This is a genomic window from Reichenbachiella sp. 5M10 (genome assembly GCF_002742335.1).
Taxonomy (GTDB): Bacteria; Bacteroidota; Bacteroidia; order Cytophagales; family Cyclobacteriaceae; genus Reichenbachiella.
The window spans coordinates 4,483,065-4,503,079 of sequence record NZ_MDGR01000007.1; the positions used below are offsets into that span (position 1 = coordinate 4,483,065).

The 20,015-nt window shown below is 45.8% G+C and carries 13 protein-coding genes; 4 read left to right on the forward strand and 9 right to left on the reverse strand.

Translation table 11 applies throughout. The features are described from left to right. Window positions 1-42: 42 nt before the first annotated feature. The 5 genes from BFP72_RS18310 to BFP72_RS18330 all read right to left on the reverse strand — a co-directional run bounded on the left by BFP72_RS18310 (window position 43) and on the right by BFP72_RS18330 (window position 9,232). On the reverse strand, window positions 43-924 hold the full coding sequence (locus BFP72_RS18310) for a diacylglycerol kinase family protein (RefSeq protein ID WP_099600524.1): 882 nt from the start codon (window positions 922-924) through the stop codon (window positions 43-45). 72 nt (window positions 925-996) lie between these two features. Next, complete coding sequence (locus BFP72_RS18315) at window positions 997-3,162, reverse strand: S9 family peptidase (RefSeq protein ID WP_099600525.1); 2,166 nt, start codon at window positions 3,160-3,162, stop codon at window positions 997-999. Window positions 3,163-3,327: 165 nt separating this feature from the next. After that, on the reverse strand, window positions 3,328-4,320 hold the full coding sequence (locus tag BFP72_RS18320; protein ID WP_099600526.1) for an adenosine kinase: 993 nt from the start codon (window positions 4,318-4,320) through the stop codon (window positions 3,328-3,330). A 150-nt stretch (window positions 4,321-4,470) separates the two neighbouring features. Beyond that, window positions 4,471-7,830, reverse strand: coding sequence for a methylmalonyl-CoA mutase family protein (locus BFP72_RS18325; RefSeq protein WP_099600527.1), 3,360 nt, complete (start codon window positions 7,828-7,830; stop codon window positions 4,471-4,473). A gap of 160 nt (window positions 7,831-7,990) precedes the next feature. Then, window positions 7,991-9,232: an aspartyl protease family protein gene (locus tag BFP72_RS18330; protein WP_099600528.1), complete on the reverse strand. Its 1,242-nt coding sequence runs from the start codon at window positions 9,230-9,232 to the stop codon at window positions 7,991-7,993. Between the two features lie 183 nt (window positions 9,233-9,415). On the opposite strand from BFP72_RS18330, the gene hemB reads away from it, so the two are divergent. Beyond that, window positions 9,416-10,390 carry a porphobilinogen synthase gene (gene hemB / locus BFP72_RS18335; RefSeq protein WP_099600529.1) on the forward strand — a complete coding sequence of 325 codons (975 nt, stop codon included), beginning with the start codon at window positions 9,416-9,418 and terminating at the stop codon, window positions 10,388-10,390. Between the two features lie 296 nt (window positions 10,391-10,686). On the opposite strand, the gene BFP72_RS18340 is transcribed toward hemB, so the two are convergent. From BFP72_RS18340 to BFP72_RS18350, 3 genes are all read right to left on the reverse strand, one after another. Then, a complete protein-coding gene (locus tag BFP72_RS18340) occupies window positions 10,687-10,905 on the reverse strand; it encodes a hypothetical protein (protein ID WP_099600530.1) in 219 nt (72 codons plus the stop codon). A gap of 69 nt (window positions 10,906-10,974) precedes the next feature. Then, on the reverse strand, window positions 10,975-11,898 hold the full coding sequence (locus tag BFP72_RS18345; RefSeq protein WP_099600531.1) for a bile acid:sodium symporter family protein: 924 nt from the start codon (window positions 11,896-11,898) through the stop codon (window positions 10,975-10,977). A gap of 43 nt (window positions 11,899-11,941) precedes the next feature. Continuing rightward, window positions 11,942-13,585, reverse strand: coding sequence for a S41 family peptidase (locus BFP72_RS18350; RefSeq protein ID WP_099600532.1), 1,644 nt, complete (start codon window positions 13,583-13,585; stop codon window positions 11,942-11,944). A 226-nt stretch (window positions 13,586-13,811) separates the two neighbouring features. Between BFP72_RS18350 and BFP72_RS18355 the strand changes: the two genes are divergently transcribed. The 3 genes from BFP72_RS18355 to BFP72_RS18365 are packed head-to-tail and all read left to right on the forward strand — an operon-like array spanning window position 13,812 to window position 19,144. Then, the gene (locus tag BFP72_RS18355) at window positions 13,812-15,938 is read left to right on the forward strand and encodes a cache domain-containing protein (protein ID WP_099600533.1); all 2,127 of its coding nucleotides are present in this window, start codon (window positions 13,812-13,814) and stop codon (window positions 15,936-15,938) included. A 6-nt stretch (window positions 15,939-15,944) separates the two neighbouring features. After that, entirely contained in the window at window positions 15,945-18,050 is a 2,106-nt protein-coding gene (locus BFP72_RS18360) for a hypothetical protein (protein ID WP_099600534.1), read from the forward strand. A gap of 5 nt (window positions 18,051-18,055) precedes the next feature. Beyond that, window positions 18,056-19,144, forward strand: coding sequence for a porin (locus tag BFP72_RS18365; RefSeq protein ID WP_099600535.1), 1,089 nt, complete (start codon window positions 18,056-18,058; stop codon window positions 19,142-19,144). On the opposite strand, the gene BFP72_RS18370 is transcribed toward BFP72_RS18365, so the two are convergent. Further along, window positions 19,122-19,961, reverse strand: coding sequence for an ion transporter (locus tag BFP72_RS18370; RefSeq protein WP_099600536.1), 840 nt, complete (start codon window positions 19,959-19,961; stop codon window positions 19,122-19,124). The two genes, BFP72_RS18365 and BFP72_RS18370, sit on opposite strands and share 23 nt — an antisense overlap. Window positions 19,962-20,015 lie beyond the last annotated feature (54 nt).

Below are 20,015 nucleotides of genomic sequence, written 5' to 3' on the forward strand. Positions count from 1 at the left end.
TCAGGCATTGAAACCCTACTTTTCATTTCAAAAAAAAAGAAATTAAGCTTTGATACGGATTTTTTGTGATCTACTGAGGATCTGAATCTCAAAGGGTGGAGAACCAAAACATTCGCCATCTATATGTGCCAGTAGGAGGTCATTGGGGTAGATGGTTAGTTTTTTGGTTTGATAAAAAGTAACTTCTGGCAGTTTGCCATGTGTGGCGCTTTTGAGGCGGTGGAGTTTGAGGAAGCGTCTAAGTGCAGGCATCCGACCGATGGTACAGATATTGAGCAAGCCATCGTCGAGTATAGCATCTGGGTTGAGTTTGAAGCCGCCTCCAAATGTGGTCCCGTTGTGCACGGCCATCAGTATGAGTTTCATATGGAGTTTTTGCCCGTCCATTTCGATTTCAAAATGCTTGGATCGGTAGTTGCCAAGGATTTTGAGTACTTGAATCAAAAACCGCCAATGTCCTGTAAAAAAGCTTTTGCTATTCTGGGTTTTGTAGACGATTTCCCCATCAAAACCGATGCCTATGCCATTGATAAATTTCCGTCCATTGCATTCGCCTACATCGATTAGTTTTTCTCGACCGTTTAGGATTGTGTCTATCTGCTGGGAGAGGTTGCTACCGATGGGTATGGTTTTGACGAAATCATTTCCAGTACCTACGGGAATAAAGCTAATCACCATGTTTTTGCCATGGATGGCATTGAGCGTGGCATTGATGGTGCCATCTCCCCCGATCACCACGACATCTGTTGTGTCGGTGAACACATTCTCCTCGATGAATTCATAGAGGTTTTCGCTTTTGGGAGTGATAAATAGGGCATAATAAAAACCCTTTTGATCCAAGCTCTTTTTGAGCTGCATGAGTGCAGACTGGGCACGGCCCTCGCCAGCATAGGGGTTGGCTATGATGAAAAATTTTCTATCCATTGGAGTACTACAAAAAAAGCAATCCTTTGACTTTCAAAGGATTGCTTTCGCACTACAAATGTAGGATATATTCTACAAATTCTCCATGATCCAGTTGGCCATCATGGTATATAAGTGTGTTCTGGTTTTGCCACCATACAAGCTGTGTGCTTTGTCTGGATAGTAAAACGAATCAAATTGTTTGTTGGCTTGAATCAATTTCTCTTGCAGTGCTACGGCATTTTGAAAGTGGACATTGTCATCTCCTGTGCCGTGGATGAGTAGGAAGTTGCCCTCCAGCTGCTGTGCGTAGGTGTTGGGTGAATTGCTGTCATAGCCTTCTGGGTTTTCTTGTGGAGTCCTCATGTAGCGCTCCGTGTAGATCGTGTCATAAAATCTCCAGTTGGTCACAGGGGCTACTGCGATACCGGCCTTGAAGACACCTCCTCCAGTCATCATGGAGAGAGAGGACATGTGTCCTCCATAGCTCCAGCCCCATAGGCCGATGCGCTCTGCATCTACGAATTTCATCTTGCCGAGGTATTTGGCACTGGCGACTAGATCTTGAACTTCCATCTTGCCGAGGTTCATATAGGTCATTTTCTTGAATCGCTCGCCACGACCACCTGTGCCACGCGTGTCTACACATACGACGATGTACCCATTTTGGACGAGCATCTGGTGGTAGTAATAATGTCCCCCAGACCATCCGTTGGTTACGTTTTGTGAGCCAGGACCACTGTACTGATAGATCAGTACGGGGTACTGCTTGGTGCTATCCATGTTTGCAGGCTGTAGCATGTAGGCGTTGAGTTGATTGCTGTCTGCTCCATCGATTTGGAAGTAGATTTTTTCACTCAAACCGTACGCTGCAACAGTCTCTTTCAGTTTTTTGCTGTCTTTGAGTACTTTGATCAGTTTGTTGTTTTTGGTAGAAACCAGCGTGATTTCACGTGGGCTAGTTGCCGAGTGGTTGAAAGAGATGTAGTATTTGAAATCCTTGCTCATGTCGACACTGTTCATGCCAGCTTTTGTACTCAGCTTAGTTTTGCCTTTACCTCTCAAGTCCACCTTGTAGAAGTGACGTTCCATTGACGACCCTTCGGTAGAGAGGTAGTATAGGACAGGTTTTTTGGAGGACTGATCTAGCCCTACGAAGGTCTCCGCTTCCCAGTTGCCTTTGGTGATCGGGTTGATCATTTGTCCATCGATGCGGTGGAGGTAGTAGTGCTTGTAGCCGTCACGTTCGGTCGAGTAGAGAAACTGCGTGCCGTTGTTGAGATAGATAAGCTCGTGTGCATAAGTCACATCGAGGTAGGTCTTTGATTTGTCTGTTAGGATCAAACTCATGTCGCCAGATTGAGCATCTACGTGGTAGATGTCGAGACGGTTTTGCAGCCTGTTGAGCTTCATGAGCGACAGGGTGTTGGCGTTTTGGGTCCATTGCATTTTGGGGAAGTAGACGTTGGTCTCTTCTCCAGTTTTTACTTTTATGTTCTTGTTGCTTTCGAGCTGGTGGATATACACCTCTACGACCGCATTGTCTTCGCCTGCTTTGGGGTACTTGTACCGGTAGTCACGTGGGTAGATTGCTCCATTGTCCCAATATTGTAGATTGTATTCTTTGACTTGGCTCTCGTCAAAGCGGAAGAACGAGATTTTCTTGCTGTCTGGAGACCAGTTGAATGCCTTGGTCAAGTAGAGCTCTTCTTCGTATACCCAATCGGTGCTACCGTTGATGATGCTGCCAAACTCACCGTCATCGGTGATGGCGTATTCGGACATGTTGACCAATTTGACATAAAACAGGTTGTTGTCTCGTACGAAGGCTACCATCGAATTGTCCGGAGAGAAGGTCGCGTAGGATTGGCGCCCTTTTTCGGATAGTTTTTGGAGGTTTTTACCTTCGAACGAGTAGACGAAATACTCTGCCGTGTATGAGCGACGATAGATGGAGGATTTCTCAGTCAAAAGAAGGACTTTGGATTCGTCTCTACTGAATTCGTAATCTGAAATTTTGATGTTGAGGGTATTGCCGTCGATGATCACTGAGTCAGAGGCTCCTGTGGTGACGTTGTAGCGGAGGATTTGGTTGTTCTCCAGGGCGGAGTAGTACAGCCCATTGTTCATCCAGTTGAGACTGGAGAGGTAGTCTTGTCTGAACGTCCCCTTTTCAGTAAAGTCCTCTACGGTTATTTTCTTTTGCGCCAGTGCAGTCACACCGAGCGCGAGAAATAGCATGGTTAATAATCGTTTCATCTGTTATAGTTTAATTCTGCAGTCATGATGACCGTGATCCAATATCATTTCGAACAAATATATGATATCAGTTTAAACTTCGAAGCAACAATTATGTGAGCGGTTGACCTAAAGAATCAAGAGGCAAGAATCAAGAAAAACCTTCCTTCTTGCCTCCTGTGTTTCTCAAATCAAGTGTTTCAAAACTTCTTGGGCCTGAGCCGTCTCTAGTCTCGGTCCAAATTGGGACACAACTTTAGAGGCAGCTAGACTGGCCAACTTACCTGACTCGGCAAAACTGTGCCCATGCGTGATGCCATACAAGAAAGCACCCGCAAACATGTCGCCTGCCCCGTTGGTGTCTATGGCTTCAACTTTGTAAGGCTCGATATCCACGAAGGTGTCTCCATCAAAAATCATTGCGCCATTTTGCCCCAATGTGATCACGAACTTCTTTGCGATGGCTTTCAATGCTTCGCGGGCATCGAGGAGGTTGTCTGTAGCAGTATACAGCATGGCTTCTTCTTCGTTGCAAAACAGCAGGTCTACTCCGTCACCTACCACTTCTTTCATTTCATCGTTGAAAAACTTGACCATACTTGGGTCTGAAAAAGACAACGAGACTTTCACTCCGTTGGCACGAGCGATTTCCATGCCTTTTTTCATGGCATCTCTTCCTGATTGAGAGGGCACTAGGTAGCCTTCTGAGTAGATGTATGTTGAATTTTTGATGGCTTCTTCGTCAATCTCATCGACAGAAAAATCCGAAGTGATGCCGAGGAAAGTATTCATCGTGCGCTCAGCATCTGGAGTGGTCATCACGAGGCATCGACCAGTGATCCCCGCAGGAGCGGTCGTTTCGGTGAGTTTGGTATCGACTCCATTGGCGGCCAAATCTTTGAGGTAGAAAGTCCCGAATTCATCGTTGGATACTTTGCAGGAGTAGTAGGACGATCCACCGAATTGACTGGCCGCTACGACTGTATTGGCTGCTGATCCACCGCCTTTCATCATGTTTTCGCTCACGTCGATTTGGCTAATGAGTTCTTTTTGTCGATCTTCTTCGACGAGAGTCATCAGTCCTTTTTCGACTTGATTGTCGGTGAGGAATTTCTCCTCTACTTCGAATACTAAATCCACTAGGGCATTTCCTATGCCGTATATATCGTACTTTTTCATGTTAGGAATCGTTTTCTTGATTGAGCTGTCAACGTTCGATTGACAGTGTGATGGGCGCAAATAGAACGAATCCTAGGCTTAGATGGAAAAAAGGCGCGTGATTTTTGGTAGGTTTCGCCTTCCTACTCCTTTTTCGTAGGAAGGTCTATTCTACATGTTTCGTCGGTACTGCCCTCCTACTTTGTAGAGTGCATCCGTGATCTGACCGAGCGAACAGTGTTTGACAGTTTCCATTAGTATTTCGTAGAGGTTGTCGTTTTGGATGGCGACTTCTTGGAGTTTTTGCAAGCTGGCTGTAGATATTTCGGATTTGTGTTGGTGCAAGTTTTCAAGCATTTGGATTTGGTATTGTTTTTCTTCCGGGGTGGCACGGATTACTTCGCCAGGAGTGACTGTAGGAGAGCCTTGAGAGGAGAGGAAAGTATTTACTCCGATGATTGGATATTCCCCGGAGTGTTTGAGGTGCTCGTAGTGTAGACTTTCCTCTTGGATTTTGCTCCGTTGATACATGGTTTCCATTGCACCGAGTACGCCACCTCGGTCAGTGATTCGATCAAATTCTGCCAAGACGGCTTCTTCTACCAAGTCTGTCAATTCTTCGATGATGAATGATCCCTGCAGTGGATTTTCGTTTTTGGCGAGCCCGAGTTCGCGGTTGATGATGAGCTGGATGGCCATGGCTCGTCGGACTGAGGCCTCGGTCGGGGTAGTGATCGCTTCATCATAAGCATTGGTGTGTAGCGAATTGCAGTTGTCATAGAGCGCATATAGAGCTTGCAATGTCGTTCGGATGTCGTTGAAGTCAATCTCTTGTGCGTGCAGAGACCTTCCACTGGTCTGGATGTGGTACTTCAGTTTTTGAGATCGTTCGTCGGCATTGTATTTTAGTTTCATGGCTTTCGCCCAAATGCGTCGAGCGACCCGTCCTATGACCGCATATTCAGGGTCGATCCCGTTGGAGAAAAAGAACGATAGGTTGGGAGCAAAATCGTTGATATCCATGCCCCGAGATACATAGTATTCCACAAAAGTGAAGCCGTTGGATAGCGTCAGTGCCAGTTGTGTGATGGGGTTGGCTCCCGCCTCGGCGATGTGATAGCCAGAGATGGATACAGAGTAGAAGTTGCGGATGTTTTGGTCGATAAAGTACTGCTGCACATCTCCCATCACGCGTAGCGAGAATTCGGTTGAGAATATACAGGTATTTTGTGCTTGATCTTCTTTGAGGATGTCCGCTTGGACGGTACCTCGGATCTTGTGTAGTGTGTCCGCTTTGATCTTTGCGTAGACGTCTGCAGGGAGTACTTGATCTCCAGTTACTCCGAGGAGCATGAGGCCTAGCCCATCATTACCCTCAGGGAGTGGGCCTTGATAGCTTGGTCGTGGCTTGTCTACGTAGTTTGCTGCTATTTTCTTTTCGGTTTCGGCTTGGAGGCCTTTTTCGCGGATGTAGAGTTCACATTGTTGATCGATTGCGGCATTCATGAAGAAGGCACAGATCGTCGCAGCTGGGCCGTTGATGGTCATGGATACAGAGGTCGTGGGAGCGGTCAAGTCAAAACCCGAATAGAGTTTCTTCGCATCGTCGAGACAGCAGACATTGACGCCAGAATTGCCGATCTTGCCGTAGATGTCGGGTCGGATGGCAGGGTCTGCCCCATAGAGTGTGACTGAGTCAAAGGCCGTGGACAACCGTGCGGCTGGCAGTCCCTTTGAGACGTAGTGAAAGCGCCGGTTGGTTCGCTCTGGTCCCCCTTCTCCGGCAAACATTCGCGTCGGGTCTTCTCCCTGACGTTTGAAGGGAAATACCCCAGAGGTAAAGGGGAATTCTCCTGGTACATTTTCTTGCAGTGACCATTTCAGTATATCGCCCCAGGCTTGGTAGCGAGGCAGGGACACTTTGGGGATGCGACTATGGGAGAGTGTTTCCGTTTTGGTTTCTACTTTGATCTCTTTTCCACGGACGTGGTAGATGTAGTGGTCTGCAGCGTAGTTGGCTTTCTTTTCTGGCCATTCTTCGATGAGTTTCTGGTTTCTAGGGTCAAAACCTAGTGCTGTTTTTTCATACAGATTGCTTAGCTCGTTGTGCAATGATTCGTCACCCAGCATTTGTGTGTTGTGGATGCTGTAGAGGTTTTGAGCAATAGCACTCTGCCGGTCTACCCATCGGTCATACTCACGTATGCTGTCTGAGATTTCGGAGAGGTAACGTACGCGCTTGGGAGGGATGATGTAGATTTTTTCGGAGGTCCCTTGTGTGAGTTTGAGCTTTGGACGAAAGTCCAAGCCGCTTCGGGCAGAGATGGTTTGCATCAAGGTCACGTAGAGTGCGTTCATCCCAGGGTCGTTGAATTGAGAAGCGATTGTCCCAAAGACGGGCAGTTGTTCGTGGGGCGTATCCCAAAGTTGGTGGTTGCGCTGGTATTGTTTTTTGATGTCTCGAAGTGCATCGAGAGCGCCCCGTTTGTCAAACTTGTTGAGAGCGATGATATCTGCAAAATCCAGCATGTCTATTTTTTCCAACTGTGTAGCTGCGCCATACTCTGGGGTCATGACATAGAGAGAGAGGTCAGAGTGGTCGGTGATCTCTGTATCCGACTGACCAATACCACTCGTTTCTAGGATGATGAGGTCAAAGCCTGCAGCTTTGACGATGTTGACGGCCTCTTGCACGTATTTGGATAGGGCGAGGTTGGATTGGCGAGTTGCGAGTGAACGCATGTAGACACGGGGATGATCGATGGCGTTCATTCGGATACGGTCCCCGAGTAGTGCGCCTCCAGTTTTGCGTTTGGAAGGGTCGACGGAGATGATAGCGATAGTTTTGTCGTCAGAATCCATCAAGAACCTTCGGACGAGCTCATCGACCAACGAGGATTTGCCAGCGCCTCCTGTTCCTGTGATACCTAGTACAGGAGCGGAAGATTGTTTTGCGGCAGCTTGTATCTGCGGGATGGTGTTTTGTGCCAATTCTGGAAAATTCTCGACGGCAGTGATGAGGCGACTCACGTCCAATATATCACGTCTCATGAGTCGATCAACCTCTCCATTGAGAGGGTTTCCGATGGCAAAATCACAGGCTTTGATCATGTCATTGATCATTCCTTGAAGTCCCATCGACCGTCCGTCGTCTGGAGAGTAGATGCGGCTGATGCCATAGTCATGTAGTTCGCGGACTTCTGCGGGTAATATCGTGCCGCCACCTCCACCAAATAGCTTGATCTCGGGCCTTCCTTTTTCTCGCAAGAGGTCATACATGTATTTGAAGTATTCGACATGCCCCCCTTGATAAGAGGTAATAGCGATGGCTTGAACGTCTTCTTGGATGGCACAATTGACGATTTCATCGACTGATCGATTGTGTCCCAGATGAATGACTTCTACTCCCGTGGACTGGATGATCCGACGCATGATGTTGATGGCTGCATCGTGACCGTCGAAGAGCGACGCGGCAGTGACAATTCGGATATGGTTTTGGGGAGTGTATATGGTGCGATCCTGGTCTGGCATATCTTTCAAAATAATTTGGCCAAAAGTAGATCAAATAAAATTTTCGCTATTTTGATTGGATGATGTTTTTCTGATCAGAAGCCCAGTTGGGCGGTTTTATTGCTTGTATTGTTGAAATGGGAAAATTTGATGGAAAAGTATATCGAGAATTTTCGCCGAATCAAATGTAGCGTTCGAGCTTGAAGGAGGTTTTGAAATCCTCTTCTCCACGGATGATTCGGAGGGTTATTTTCTTGCCCTCTTTATGTCGGAGCATGGTGGTCGCACCTGATAGCATGAGGTCTTGAAAATCAAACCCGTTGATGGATTCGATAATGTCACCGACTTTGACGCCAGCATGGTAGGCAGGAGAATTGTGACGAACAGCGTTGACTCTAAACTTATTGAAACTCGTCCCGTGCGCCATCAGCGTCATACCACTCATGTCATACTCAAATTCACGAGCGTAGTGTTTGCTTTTTTTGAGGTATAGTGTGCCAGAGAAGTAGTCAAAGATGACATTGAAGCGGGATAGAAACTCGCTACCCATGGTTCCTTGTCGACTGCCTCTTTTGATGGATGCGCCATAGTCCCCAGCTATTGGGAAGCTGACTATTGCATTATCAAAATCATATTTGCCCACCTTGACATTGCTGACCCTACCGAGGTGCCCTTCTATGTCACCACCTATGCCACGACCGATGACGGAGGATACGCTGGTGCTGGGGAGAATGGATCGATCGTCAGGGTTGTCGATGAGTAGAGAGTGGCTGGCTCCTGTATCGATCATTAGGTTGAGTCTACTGGTTTCTCCTTGTTTGTTTTCGACCTTGATGTTGACGTAGGGTTTGGTGTTGTAGACGGTCATGTCCATTTTTTTGTATCTTTTTCTCGCTTTGAACCTTTTGGGCTCATGGAGTACGAGGTAGTTTTCATCGTAGTTGATTTCGATGATGAATCGACTGAACAGGTCGTACCCGATGATTCCGTATATTTCTACCCCCATGGTCTCTCGGAGGTTGAGGTAGTCCTCCTCTAGGACGAGCAGGGCTTGGTTGTCTCCAGAGTGGACACCATTGGGGAGTAGGAGGCTGACATCCGTAGCGACGAGGGCGGAGATGGAGTCTTGTTCTCCTGGTCCTTGGACGATGATGCGTCGCATGTAGTTGAGGCCGAGGAGGTCTGCGAGTGTTTTTTCGGTGATGATGGGGTACTGTACACCCGTGTCCAGGATGAATTTGGTGTGAATGAAGTGATTGATGGTGATCGGTAGCACGATGAGGTTGTTGTGCACTTCGAAGTTGATGCGGATTTTTTTTGTGCCCTCAGGAAGGTCAAAGCCCATTTGTTGGGCATGGAGAGGAACTCTGGCTATAAGGACCAGCAATAGCATCAACGACAGTATGATCAGCTTCTTTTTCATTCCCCCGAATGTGTCTTTCTTGATTAATCTATTATAAGGTAATGAAAAATCGTGTAAAAGAGGCTTTGTGACTGGTGGAATCTTGTCAATAGTCGATCGGAGGACGATCAGTTTGGCGGATTGTTTGGGAGTGGGGGGTGTTATCTTTCGGTTCTGTATATTTTTGCCTAAAAAAATAGATTGATGCTAAGAAGACCCAGAAGAAACCGGAAATCTCCTGTCATCCGTGGAATGATAGAGGAAACTAGATTGTCAACCAAGGATTTTATGCAACCCTTGTTTTTGCTCGAGGGCAAAAATAAAAAGGTAGAAGTTGACTCTATGCCGGGTATATACCGATTGTCCTTGGATCACATGAAGCGTGAGATCGAAGAGTGCATGAATCTGGGAGTAAAAGCATTTGACGTGTTTCCTGTTGTAGACGCCAAGTACAAAGACAAGGAAGCTAGTCAGAGTTACGAGCCAGATTTTTTTTACCTCAAGGCACTCGAAGAAATCAAGAATGAGTTTCCGGAGGCTTGCATCATGACAGATGTGGCGATGGACCCGTATTCGACGGATGGTCACGATGGCGTGGTAGATGAAGACGGAGAGATCCTCAACGACGAGTCTTTGGAGATACTGGGGTCTATGGCTTTGGCGCAAGCCGAAACAGGTATTGACATCATTGGGCCCTCGGATATGATGGATGGACGTGTCGAATATATTCGAGATTTACTCGATGACAATGGCTTTGAGCATACGTCAATCATGGCCTATACGGCCAAGTATGCGAGTGCATTTTATGGTCCTTTCAGAGATGCATTGGATTCAGCACCCAAGTCTGGAGATAAAAAAACCTACCAAATGGACCCTGCAAATTTGCGTGAAGCGATGATCGAGGCGGAGTTGGACGAAGAGGAAGGGGCTGATTTTTTGATGGTCAAGCCTGCTTTGGCATATCTAGATGTGATCAAATTGCTTCGAGACAATTTTGATTTGCCGATCGCTGCATACAATGTGTCAGGAGAGTACTCTATGCTAAAGGCCGCTGCACAAAAGGGATGGATAGACGGAGATCAGGCGATGATGGAGTCGCTACTGAGCATGAAACGTGCAGGAGCCAAAATCATCTTGACTTACTTTGCCAAGGAGGCTGCTTCTCTGATGAACAAATAAAAAAAGCACTTCCTGTGAGGGAAGTGCTTCGTTTCATTCATACTACCTGGTTCATTCCTGTTCAAATAGCTGGGGATCTTGTCAGGTGGCTCGAAAGCCTACAAACACAAATTATGTTTGCTTGTACAAGTATAGATGGAGATGATGAGGGGTAAAAAATACTTCGATCGATAGAGGGGTAGCCTCGACCATTGGCCGAAAAAACAAGACGGTTCTACCAACGCACCCGAAGTGTAGATTAGTGCTCCAGATCTGTAGATGAATGGGGTTATTCGTGGGGGAAAAGAGGGATCAGACTAGATGAACTCAAAGATGTCACTTCTACGGACCGAATTGAGGAATCGTAACCTAGAGATTAGTTTTTCGCGAAAAGAATGATTGATGTCTGCAAAGCTATCGAGTATGACAAAGTTCTCAGACTGATTGCTATTCTTGATGATGGCAATGTAGTCTTGCTTGTTACCGAATTGGTATTCTTTTTCTGCGGGGTTGTACCAGATGAATTCAGTCTTCACGTCTTTTTAGCTTGAACTGTAGATACAAGTATAATGATAAACTCTCAAAATTGTTATGATATCTTGTGATTAGCTTGTCGAAAGTCCCTCATCCTGAACGGGTTTGCGAGACCATATCCATGAAATCACCGCGCCAGAGATCAAATGCCATACACCCCACCATGCAGCGATGAGTGCCATACCTCCTAGTCCATTGAAGTATTCGAAGATGATGACTAGCGCGAGTCCAGAGTTTTGGATACCCGTCTCGATGGTAATGGATCGGCAATTTTTCTCGGAGAGACGTCCGAGTCTCGCTGAGGAGTAGCCTGTGGCTAATGCGATCAGATTGTGTGCAAGCACGATGAAGAGAATGTTGAAAATGTAATCCAAGAAGTATTCGAAGTTGGCCTTGAGCGCAAAGATGACGAAACCACCAAACAGTACGATGGAGAGTTTTTTGATTGGCTTGTAGATTTTTTGGGTGGTGAGGGGGTATTTCTTTCGAAAGGTCATTCCAGCTATCAATGGAATCACCAAAATGATGATGACTGTGACGATGACTTCTCCGAGATCAAGTCGTACTTGCTCCAAGATATTTGCAGTAGGGTTGTAGAGGCCAGCCCAAAAAGTAAAGCTCAATGGTGTGACGATGAAGGAGACCAAAGAGGTAATGGCTGTCAAACTGACAGATAGGGCCACGTTGGCATTGGATAGGGAGCTGTAGAAGTTGGAGACGTTGCCTCCAGGACACGCAGCGACGAGCATCATGCCGAGTGCCATGCTGGGGGAGGGTTGAGTGATCACTACCAATAGATAGGTCAGTCCGGGCAACAATAAGAGCTGTGCCAAAAGCCCGATGAGTATGGGTTTAGGTGTTTTGAAGAGTAGTTTGAAGCTTTGAAACTTCAATTCCAACGCTACGCCAAACATGATGATGGCTAAGCAAATGTTGAGCAAGAGCAAGGAGTCTTTGCTGAAGTGTAGGACTACATGATCCAAAGATTCTTTCATATACAGCAGAATAGTAGCCCGCAATATATGGGATTTGGAGGGACTATTTATTCAATAATTGCTTGTATTTGTTGGGGTCATGGAGGGTTTCCATGGCTGTCACGACATCCGAATCACTATGTAAGGTTGCTTCGAGCAGGCCAGCATTGAGGTAGTATCTTCGGATGATCTCGAGTTCCAGCCTACGTTTGATTTCTGCTTTGAAATTGGTCAAACCGTTGGCCTTAAGTTTTTTGATCTCCGTACTGATGGCTGAGATCTCCGTACTGAGTTGAGCATAGACCTTGTCTTCGTTTGCTGCTTCACTGAGTAGCTCCACGGCATCCTCGATGTTGGAGGTTGTTTCGAAGTGTTGATCATTGACCCATTTGGAGAATGCTGCGTATTCGCTATCACTGAGCTCAAAATCAGTGGGAGAGGACAGGCTGGCATGTGAATAGTAGTATTTGGTAGCATAGTCAAATATCAAGCCTGCCGTTGTGAGGTTGGTGGTATAGGCCGAGACTTTCTTGGGTGTAATCTTGATGTCTGGGTCCACTCCTCCTCCATCGTATACCACTCGGTTGTTGGTTGTAAAAAATGCCTCTTTCAGAGAATCTGGAATTTCTTGTGCTTGCCCGTCTGCAGATTTATGGAGGTAGTCCAGAGCTTGGATGCACCGCCCACTTGGGATGTAGTATTTGGCGGTAGTGACTTTGAGTTGGGAGTTGTAGGATAGTGGGCGCGTGACTTGGACGAGACCTTTGCCGAAGGATTTTTGTCCAACGATGATGCCTCGATCATAATCCTGCATCACTCCTGACACAATCTCTGAAGCGGAGGCACTCCCCTCGTTGATCAGTACGGCAATAGGGATTTCGAGATCCAATGCTTCTTTTTTTGCTTGATAGGAGAGACTTTGCGCCTGCGTTTTGCCACGAGTCTCGACGATATCTGACCCCTTGGGTACGAACAGGTTACAAATTTCAACTGCTTCGTTGAGTAGCCCGCCAGGGTTGTCTCTGAGGTCAAAAACCAGACCTGTAGCCCCTTGCGTTTTGAGGTCACGGACTGCTTGCTCTACGTCTTCGGAGGCATTGCGAGTAAACTCCGTCAGTTTGAAGTAGCCGATGTTTTCATCCAGCATTGTCTTGTAGGCGATGTTGGGTATGGTGATTCTTTGGCGGTCTACTTCATAGACTAGGCGCTCAGTGTTGTTACGCAGAACCCCAACTGTCAAGTGCGTACCCGATTGTCCTTTGATGAGTTTGCCTAGTTCGTCATCACTCATTCCTTTGATGTTTCGGTTGTTGATGCTGATGATTTCATCTCCAATCTTGAGTCCTGTGAGTTGAGCGGGAGAGTCATCGTAGAGATTGAGAATAAGGTGTCGGTCTTTGATTTTATTCGAAAGTATTCCGATTCCACCATATTGCCCAGTAGCATTGGTACGAAAATCCTCAATGTCGTCTTCGGGTATGTAGACGGTATAAGGGTCTAGTTTTTCCAACATGGCGTCTATGCTGGTTTTGATCAAGGTATTGGGGTTGATTTCATCGACATAGTAGGTATTGACCTCCCCATAGAGTGACGAGAAGATGTCAATGTTTTTGACCATTGTGAAATACCTGTCGTCATTCGAAAACGACCATAGGCCTACTACCGAGAGTAGGATGACGAGGAGTATGAATGTCTTGTTTCGTGTCATATACTGATCTCTTGATCTTCAGATGGGGGGTAAAATTATCATATTAATTTTTACCGTGACCATATTTTAGTTGCTTCCAGTGGCTGAATCTTGAAATACATAACTGTAAATTTGAATTATTAGTTTTAAATTCAAGGCAAAACCTTGTCCTCACAGATTATCGAGCATTTAAGTTTGGGTGGAGAGGACAGCAATTTGCACAGTCATTTTCAATCAACAGCGGCCAATGTCTAACGTTATCTTTCAAAGAAGTACTTACATCCTCGTAGCGGTATTTTCTCTCATTCTTGTTTCTTGGTTGGTTGCAGACCTCTACTTGTATACGCAAAGTAGAGAGGAGGCCAGTGTGAAAATTGGATTTGAATCCAATGAGCACATTACGTTGGCATTGGACTCAGTGTTGCAAGACGTCATCAAAGTCACACATGAATTAGGGGAAGTATTGGAGACCTATGACCTGACTAGGGATCAGCTGATTGGGGTGATCGAAGCAGAAAGTCAGCAGTTTGACTTCATCCTCGGGATCACCGTGGCATATCAACCGTATATGTTTGACGATTCGTTGGAGCTATTTGCTCCGTACTATGACAAGCGTCAACGTTCGTTGATAGACATTGCGGATGTCTACAACTATACAGACTCTACATTGAATACGGCACTATGGTATACGAAAGTCGTCGAATCTCAAAAGCCCGCTTGGTCAGAACCCTATTTTGCGCAAGGAGCACAGCAGATCGTATCAGACTATGGTGTACCCATCTATGCGACTGTCGACGGGGAGAGGGTGGTGAAAGGGACGGTGACGTTGACTATCGCACTTGAAAGCCTAAAGGATGCGCTCAATTCTATCTCGATAGGTACGACAGGGTACTCGTTTTTGGCTTCCAAACAAGGAACCATCATCGCACACCCTACACCGAAATTCATTCTCAATGTCAGTCTGCAAGATATCGGCGAAGCGTTTGATATCAAAGAAACCTCAGACCGTATCCTTGGTGAGAAGGAGGGGTATATGGAATACAAGAGTATCTATACCAATACAGATTCTTATTTGTTTTTTCAGACGATTCCTTCGACCCAGTGGAAATGTATGGTGGTCTTTGCAACCAATGACCTGCTCGGCAGCCCTGTCAAGATGGGTAATAAAATTGTAAACATTGCCTTGGCGACCACCTTGCTCATCTTGGGATGGGTAGCGGTACTGATTCGAATCTCTACCACGACCAATAGAAAGCTATGGATCATGTCTTCTCTCACAGCCGTGCTGATCCTCGCCAACATAGGAGTTATCTGGTGGCTCAATATTAAGAAGGGCTATGCTGCAGAACAGAATCACTCGGTCAAAATTATGAATCAAACGGAGTTGTTTCGCTATGTACTAGACGAAAATACGCGCCTTTTGCAATTGGGCTATGATCCATACATGACGATCAATACGGGGGTGTTTATCGAGGAGATGGCTATTAGGGATTCTTATAGTTTGAGTGTCAAGGGGCGTGTATGGCAGAAGTGGCCTATGGGCTTAGATGAGGAGTTTGTTCCGGATTTTCAATTCGTTCAGGAGTCTCCGATTTGGGGAACAAAGAAGACTTTGATTTCGAAAATTGCCAATGAGGAAATGGGGGAAAATTATTACCTCTGGCAGTTTAGCACGACGATCAAGTTGGCCCTAAAGTACAACAAGTACCCCTTTGATTCGCGGGATGTTAATATTGAGCTGGCTTACCCGGATTTTCAATCCAACATTTGGCTGATTCCTGATTTGGAAGGATACAAGGTACTGAACCCGTCCGCCTACCCTGGGATCAACAAGGAGATATATTTCCCAAAGGCAGAGCTGCAATCCACGTTTTTCTCTTTTGAGAGGCTGAATTATCAGACCGTATTTGGCAACACCATGTACAACGGGGATGAGGAGTACCCTGTGATGGAGTTTAACGTGCAGCTCAAACGTAGATTCCTCAATGCTTTTGTGATCAACATCATCCCGATCTTTGTGGTAGCTTCGATGATCTTTTTGATTTTCTATAGTAACTCGAAGCGTAAGGATAGCAATACGGGCGTAAGCATGATGGGAGTGGTACAGAGTTGTGCGGGTTTTTTCTTCGTGCTACTCGTGGCGCATATTGATTTGAGGAGAAGATTGTCTACACCAGAAATCTCCTACATGGAGACCTTTTATTTCACGATGTACATCATGATTGGTTTGTTGGCAGTCAATGTCGTGGCATTTGCACAAACCAAGGACAACAGGATATTGCAATACGAAGACAACTTGATTGTCAAATTGGCTTACTGGCCTCTATTGTTGGGGTCGTGGTTGATCATTTCGTTGGCTACTTTTTACAACTAGAATAATATGAAGTTTGTCCAGAAGAAGTACTTAATACCTGTTGCGGGTTTTTTTCTATTGTTGACTCTTTACTTCGTCTACGATTATCACACCTATACCTCCAATCGCAAAGAGGTAAGTATGAGAGAAGGGACGGAAGCCATTGAAGAGGTCAAATCTGAGTTGGATGAAGTCTTGGGAGATATCGTGGCACGTGCCAACGAGATTGTCGAAATTTTGGCTTCTCAAGAATTGACCAAGGAAGAAGTAGAGGAGTTGGTGACTAGAGAAAGCCGAACGAATTATTACCTCCAAGGAGTGACGGTAGCCTATGACAAATATGGGTTTGATGAAGAGACGGAGTTGTTCGCACCCTTTTATGATAAAAAAAAGGGACACCTCATAACTCTTCAAGACCGGTACGATTACACCATAGATTCTGTTGTGTCCAACGAATGGTTTGTAGATCCTTTGGTCAAGGCTGGTCCAAATTGGACACAGCCATACATGGCAACAGCTGCCAACTTGGTGGTAGCAGATTATGGAGTGCCTTTTTATGCCAAGGGAAACCCTAGGCCGAGAGGAGTAGTTTCGATGACTTTGGATTTGAAAAAAATCGACAATAAGATTGATTCACTGGTGCTACTCAAAGCGGGCACTGGGATGCTGGTATCGACCAAAGGACGATTCATCGCTCACCCATTTCCTGAGTACATACTCGAGCAGACGATAGAGGATATCGCTGAGGAGCTCTCCATCGATGAAGATATTGATAGTGTACTTGAGCAGCACAGTGGGTATTTGTCTTTTACTCGTGATTCAGGCCTTGGGGGGTATGCGTTTTTTTCTACGATTGAGCACTCGGGGTGGAAGCCCATCATAGTGTTCAATACGGCGGAGCTATTGGGCAACCCTTACAAATTACAGCAAAAAATCGTATGGATATGTTTGAGTACTTCCGTGCTGCTTTTCATGCTGTTTTTGATTTTGATGAAAATCGATCATAGTACGGCGAAAAAGCTATGGTTGTCGTCGATTGTTTTGTCACTATTGATTGTCATCAATATTGTCGTGATGTGGAGCATCAATTTCAAGATGAACTTTGCGAATACAAAAGGCAAAGAAATCGTCATCGAAGGACGGACGCAGTTGGAGTCTTTTATCAGAAAGGAAAGCCATAAGAATAGGCAATTGGGGCTTAGTAATTTTATCCCTGTAGAAACTGGTATTTTCTTGGAGGAATTTCAGTTTCTAGATGCATATACGATTAGTATTCGTGGCGAACTTTGGCAAAAATGGCCCAAGCAGTTGAGTAGGTTTTATGAGCCTGGGTTTAGGTTTCCACAAGAGGCGCTGACTGGACTCAAAAAAATCGAGAAGACCGGGGTGAAAAGGACCAAGAAGTACGATAGGCACACTTGGAATTTTCGATTAAACATCAAAATGCCCTTGGACTACTCGAAATACCCCTTTGATGCACAAGACATCAACATAGAAGTCATGTATCCGGATGTGGACTCGGGGATCATCTTGGTACCAGATGTGGACGAGTACATGGAGCTGTCGCCGTACAGCATGCCAGGGATCAATCAGGAAATTTACTTTAGGGATTTTGAACTCATCGCATCGCGGTTTTCTTTCGATATTGTCAATTTTAACAAACGATTTGGCCACAAGAAATACTCTGGACTCAACTCCTACCCCATCATGAATTTCAGCGTCAGTCTGAAACGCAGATTGCTCAACGTGATGGTGACCAATATCATTCCGATCTTGGTGGTGTCTTCGATGATATTCTTAATTTTTTATAGCACGACCAACAACAAGGAAGATAAATCTGGAGTGAGCATGATGGGAGTGGTACAGAGTTGTGCAGGTTTTTTCTTTGTGCTGTTGGTGGCTCATATCGATTTGAGAAGAAGGCTTACTACGCCTGAGTTGACTTATATTGAGACGTTTTATCTGACGATGTACGTGATCATGGCTTTGTTGGCAATCAACGTGGTGACATTTACCAAAACGGACAAGTACAAGTTCTTACATTATGAGGACAACCTTTTGGTCAAGATATCCTATTGGCCCGTGTTGTTGTTTGCTTGGATGTTAATCACCTTGCTTATATTCTACTTTTAGGACGGATGAAAAAAACGCTACTATTACCTTTTTTTCTTGTCTCACTCACGTTGTTTGGACAGGACAAGAAGGACTATGAACTGAAGATTGGTGGAGCGATTCGTGCCAATTATTTTGTCAAATCTTGGGTGGACCAGAACAAGAAGACCGGGGGAGAATTGGCTTACGATATGGTGCGCTTTGATGTGGATGCCAATTACAAAAATGTCATCGCATCGGGTCAAATTCGCTTTTACAGTCAGGCCTATGGAGGGATATTGATCCATCATGCTTACATGGGGTATCAGTTTGATGATTACTCTCAAGTATTGGTGGGGATACATCAGGTGCCATTTGGTATCCAAACCTATGCTTCCAACAACTGGTTCTTCAATATCAATTACTACGTCGGGCTAGAGGATGATTATGACATGGGGCTCAAGTATGTTTATCAAAAGGATAAGTGGGGCTTTGCAGCGGCGTTTTACAAGAACAGCGAGATGCCTGCAGACAATTTTTCACGTTATTCTTATGACATCACGGGGACGCAAAATGAAGTCAACCAAGGTAACCTCAAGCTAACCTACACAGTGGCCAATATCGAATGGGGTGCTTCCATGGAGTTGGGACAGCTCGAAGAAGTAGCCACAGGGGATCTAGGGACACATTCGGCAGGAGCACTGCATGTACACGGCCGTTTTGGGCGATTTGATGTCAAGTTGCAAGCCACCTATTTTCACATGTCGCCGAAAGGACCAGAGAGCAACTATGTTTATATGTCGGCCTATGGCGCGGAGTACGAGGTGGCCAGTGCGGCTAGATCCTATACGATAGGCTTCATGTATAGCTTGCCGTTGGAGTGGGGACCTATCGCATCCTTGGATTTTTACAATGATTTTGGCTATATAGACAAGACAGAGCAGGGTTATTCGGATTCCGTGATGAATGTGCTAGGCGTAGGTGTCAATATGGGCAAAATGTACAGTTATGTGGATTGGGCGATGGGCAAGAACCATCCATGGCTAGGTCCAGACTGGACGAGTGCATTGAGTGTAGGGGATGCCGATGCAGAGTGGCATACCCGGTTCAATATCAACTTTGGATATTATTTCTAGACAAATGATTGCCACAGTTGAGGCAGTAGTTGGATTGAGTTGGCAGGTTGTTGGTGCCACAATGTATGCAAGTGAGAGCATTTCTTTTTTTCTCCCCACGGATCATTTCATTGGTGACGATGCCTGTCGGTACAGCTAGGATGGCATAGCCGATGATCATCAGTGCGGAAGCCAGGGTTTGTCCCATGAGAGTCACAGGGGCTATGTCGCCATAGCCTACCGTGGTGATGGTGACGATCGACCAGTAGATACTTTTGGGGATACTCGTGAAGCCGTTTTGTCCCCCTTCGATCATATACATCATGGTGCCGATGATCACTACGATACAGAGCACAGTGCCGAGGAAAACAATGATTTTGTGTCGGCTGTTGTAGAGTGCGGAACCGAGCTGCTCTGCTCCTCCCATAAAGTGCGTCAATTTCAATACCCGAAAGACTCGAATCAGTCGAATTGCACGAATCACAGAAAGTGCACGTGTCCCGTCGATGAAAATACCGAGGTAGGTGGGAATCAAGGAGAGCAAGTCGATGATACCCATGAAACTAAAGATGTACTTGATGGGTTGGGGTGAGGAGACAATCCTCGCGATGTACTCTAACGAAAAGAGAAGGGTGAAAATCCATTCGACAATCTTGAGCTCATGATCGTACTTTGCATCGATCTCGTGGATGCTCTCTAGCATCACTTCGACGATACTGGCGAGGATGATGACCAGCAGGATCACATCAAAAAGTTTGCCCATGGTCGTCTCGTATCCAAAGATGACTTCATGGATTTTTTGTTGCCATTTTTTGAGATGTGTGACGTCTTTTTTCATGGAATGAGGAGAGGTTGAAACAAAGCAAGCTACCAATAGAAATACTGATAGCTT

Coding starts and splice junctions, on each gene's coding strand:
- BFP72_RS18370 (WP_099600536.1), bottom strand. CDS start 19,961: ATGAAAAAAGACGTCACACATCTCAAAAAATGGCAACAAAAAATCCAT.
- BFP72_RS18350 (WP_099600532.1), bottom strand. CDS start 13,585: ATGACACGAAACAAGACATTCATACTCCTCGTCATCCTACTCTCGGTA.
- BFP72_RS18365 (WP_099600535.1), top strand. CDS start 18,056: ATGAAAAAAACGCTACTATTACCTTTTTTTCTTGTCTCACTCACGTTG.
- BFP72_RS18360 (WP_099600534.1), top strand. CDS start 15,945: ATGAAGTTTGTCCAGAAGAAGTACTTAATACCTGTTGCGGGTTTTTTT.
- BFP72_RS18355 (WP_099600533.1), top strand. CDS start 13,812: ATGTCTAACGTTATCTTTCAAAGAAGTACTTACATCCTCGTAGCGGTA.
- BFP72_RS18345 (WP_099600531.1), bottom strand. CDS start 11,898: ATGAAAGAATCTTTGGATCATGTAGTCCTACACTTCAGCAAAGACTCC.
- BFP72_RS18330 (WP_099600528.1), bottom strand. CDS start 9,232: ATGAAAAAGAAGCTGATCATACTGTCGTTGATGCTATTGCTGGTCCTT.
- BFP72_RS18325 (WP_099600527.1), bottom strand. CDS start 7,830: ATGCCAGACCAGGATCGCACCATATACACTCCCCAAAACCATATCCGA.
- BFP72_RS18315 (WP_099600525.1), bottom strand. CDS start 3,162: ATGAAACGATTATTAACCATGCTATTTCTCGCGCTCGGTGTGACTGCA.
- BFP72_RS18310 (WP_099600524.1), bottom strand. CDS start 924: ATGGATAGAAAATTTTTCATCATAGCCAACCCCTATGCTGGCGAGGGC.
- BFP72_RS18320 (WP_099600526.1), bottom strand. CDS start 4,320: ATGAAAAAGTACGATATATACGGCATAGGAAATGCCCTAGTGGATTTA.
- hemB (WP_099600529.1), top strand. CDS start 9,416: ATGCTAAGAAGACCCAGAAGAAACCGGAAATCTCCTGTCATCCGTGGA.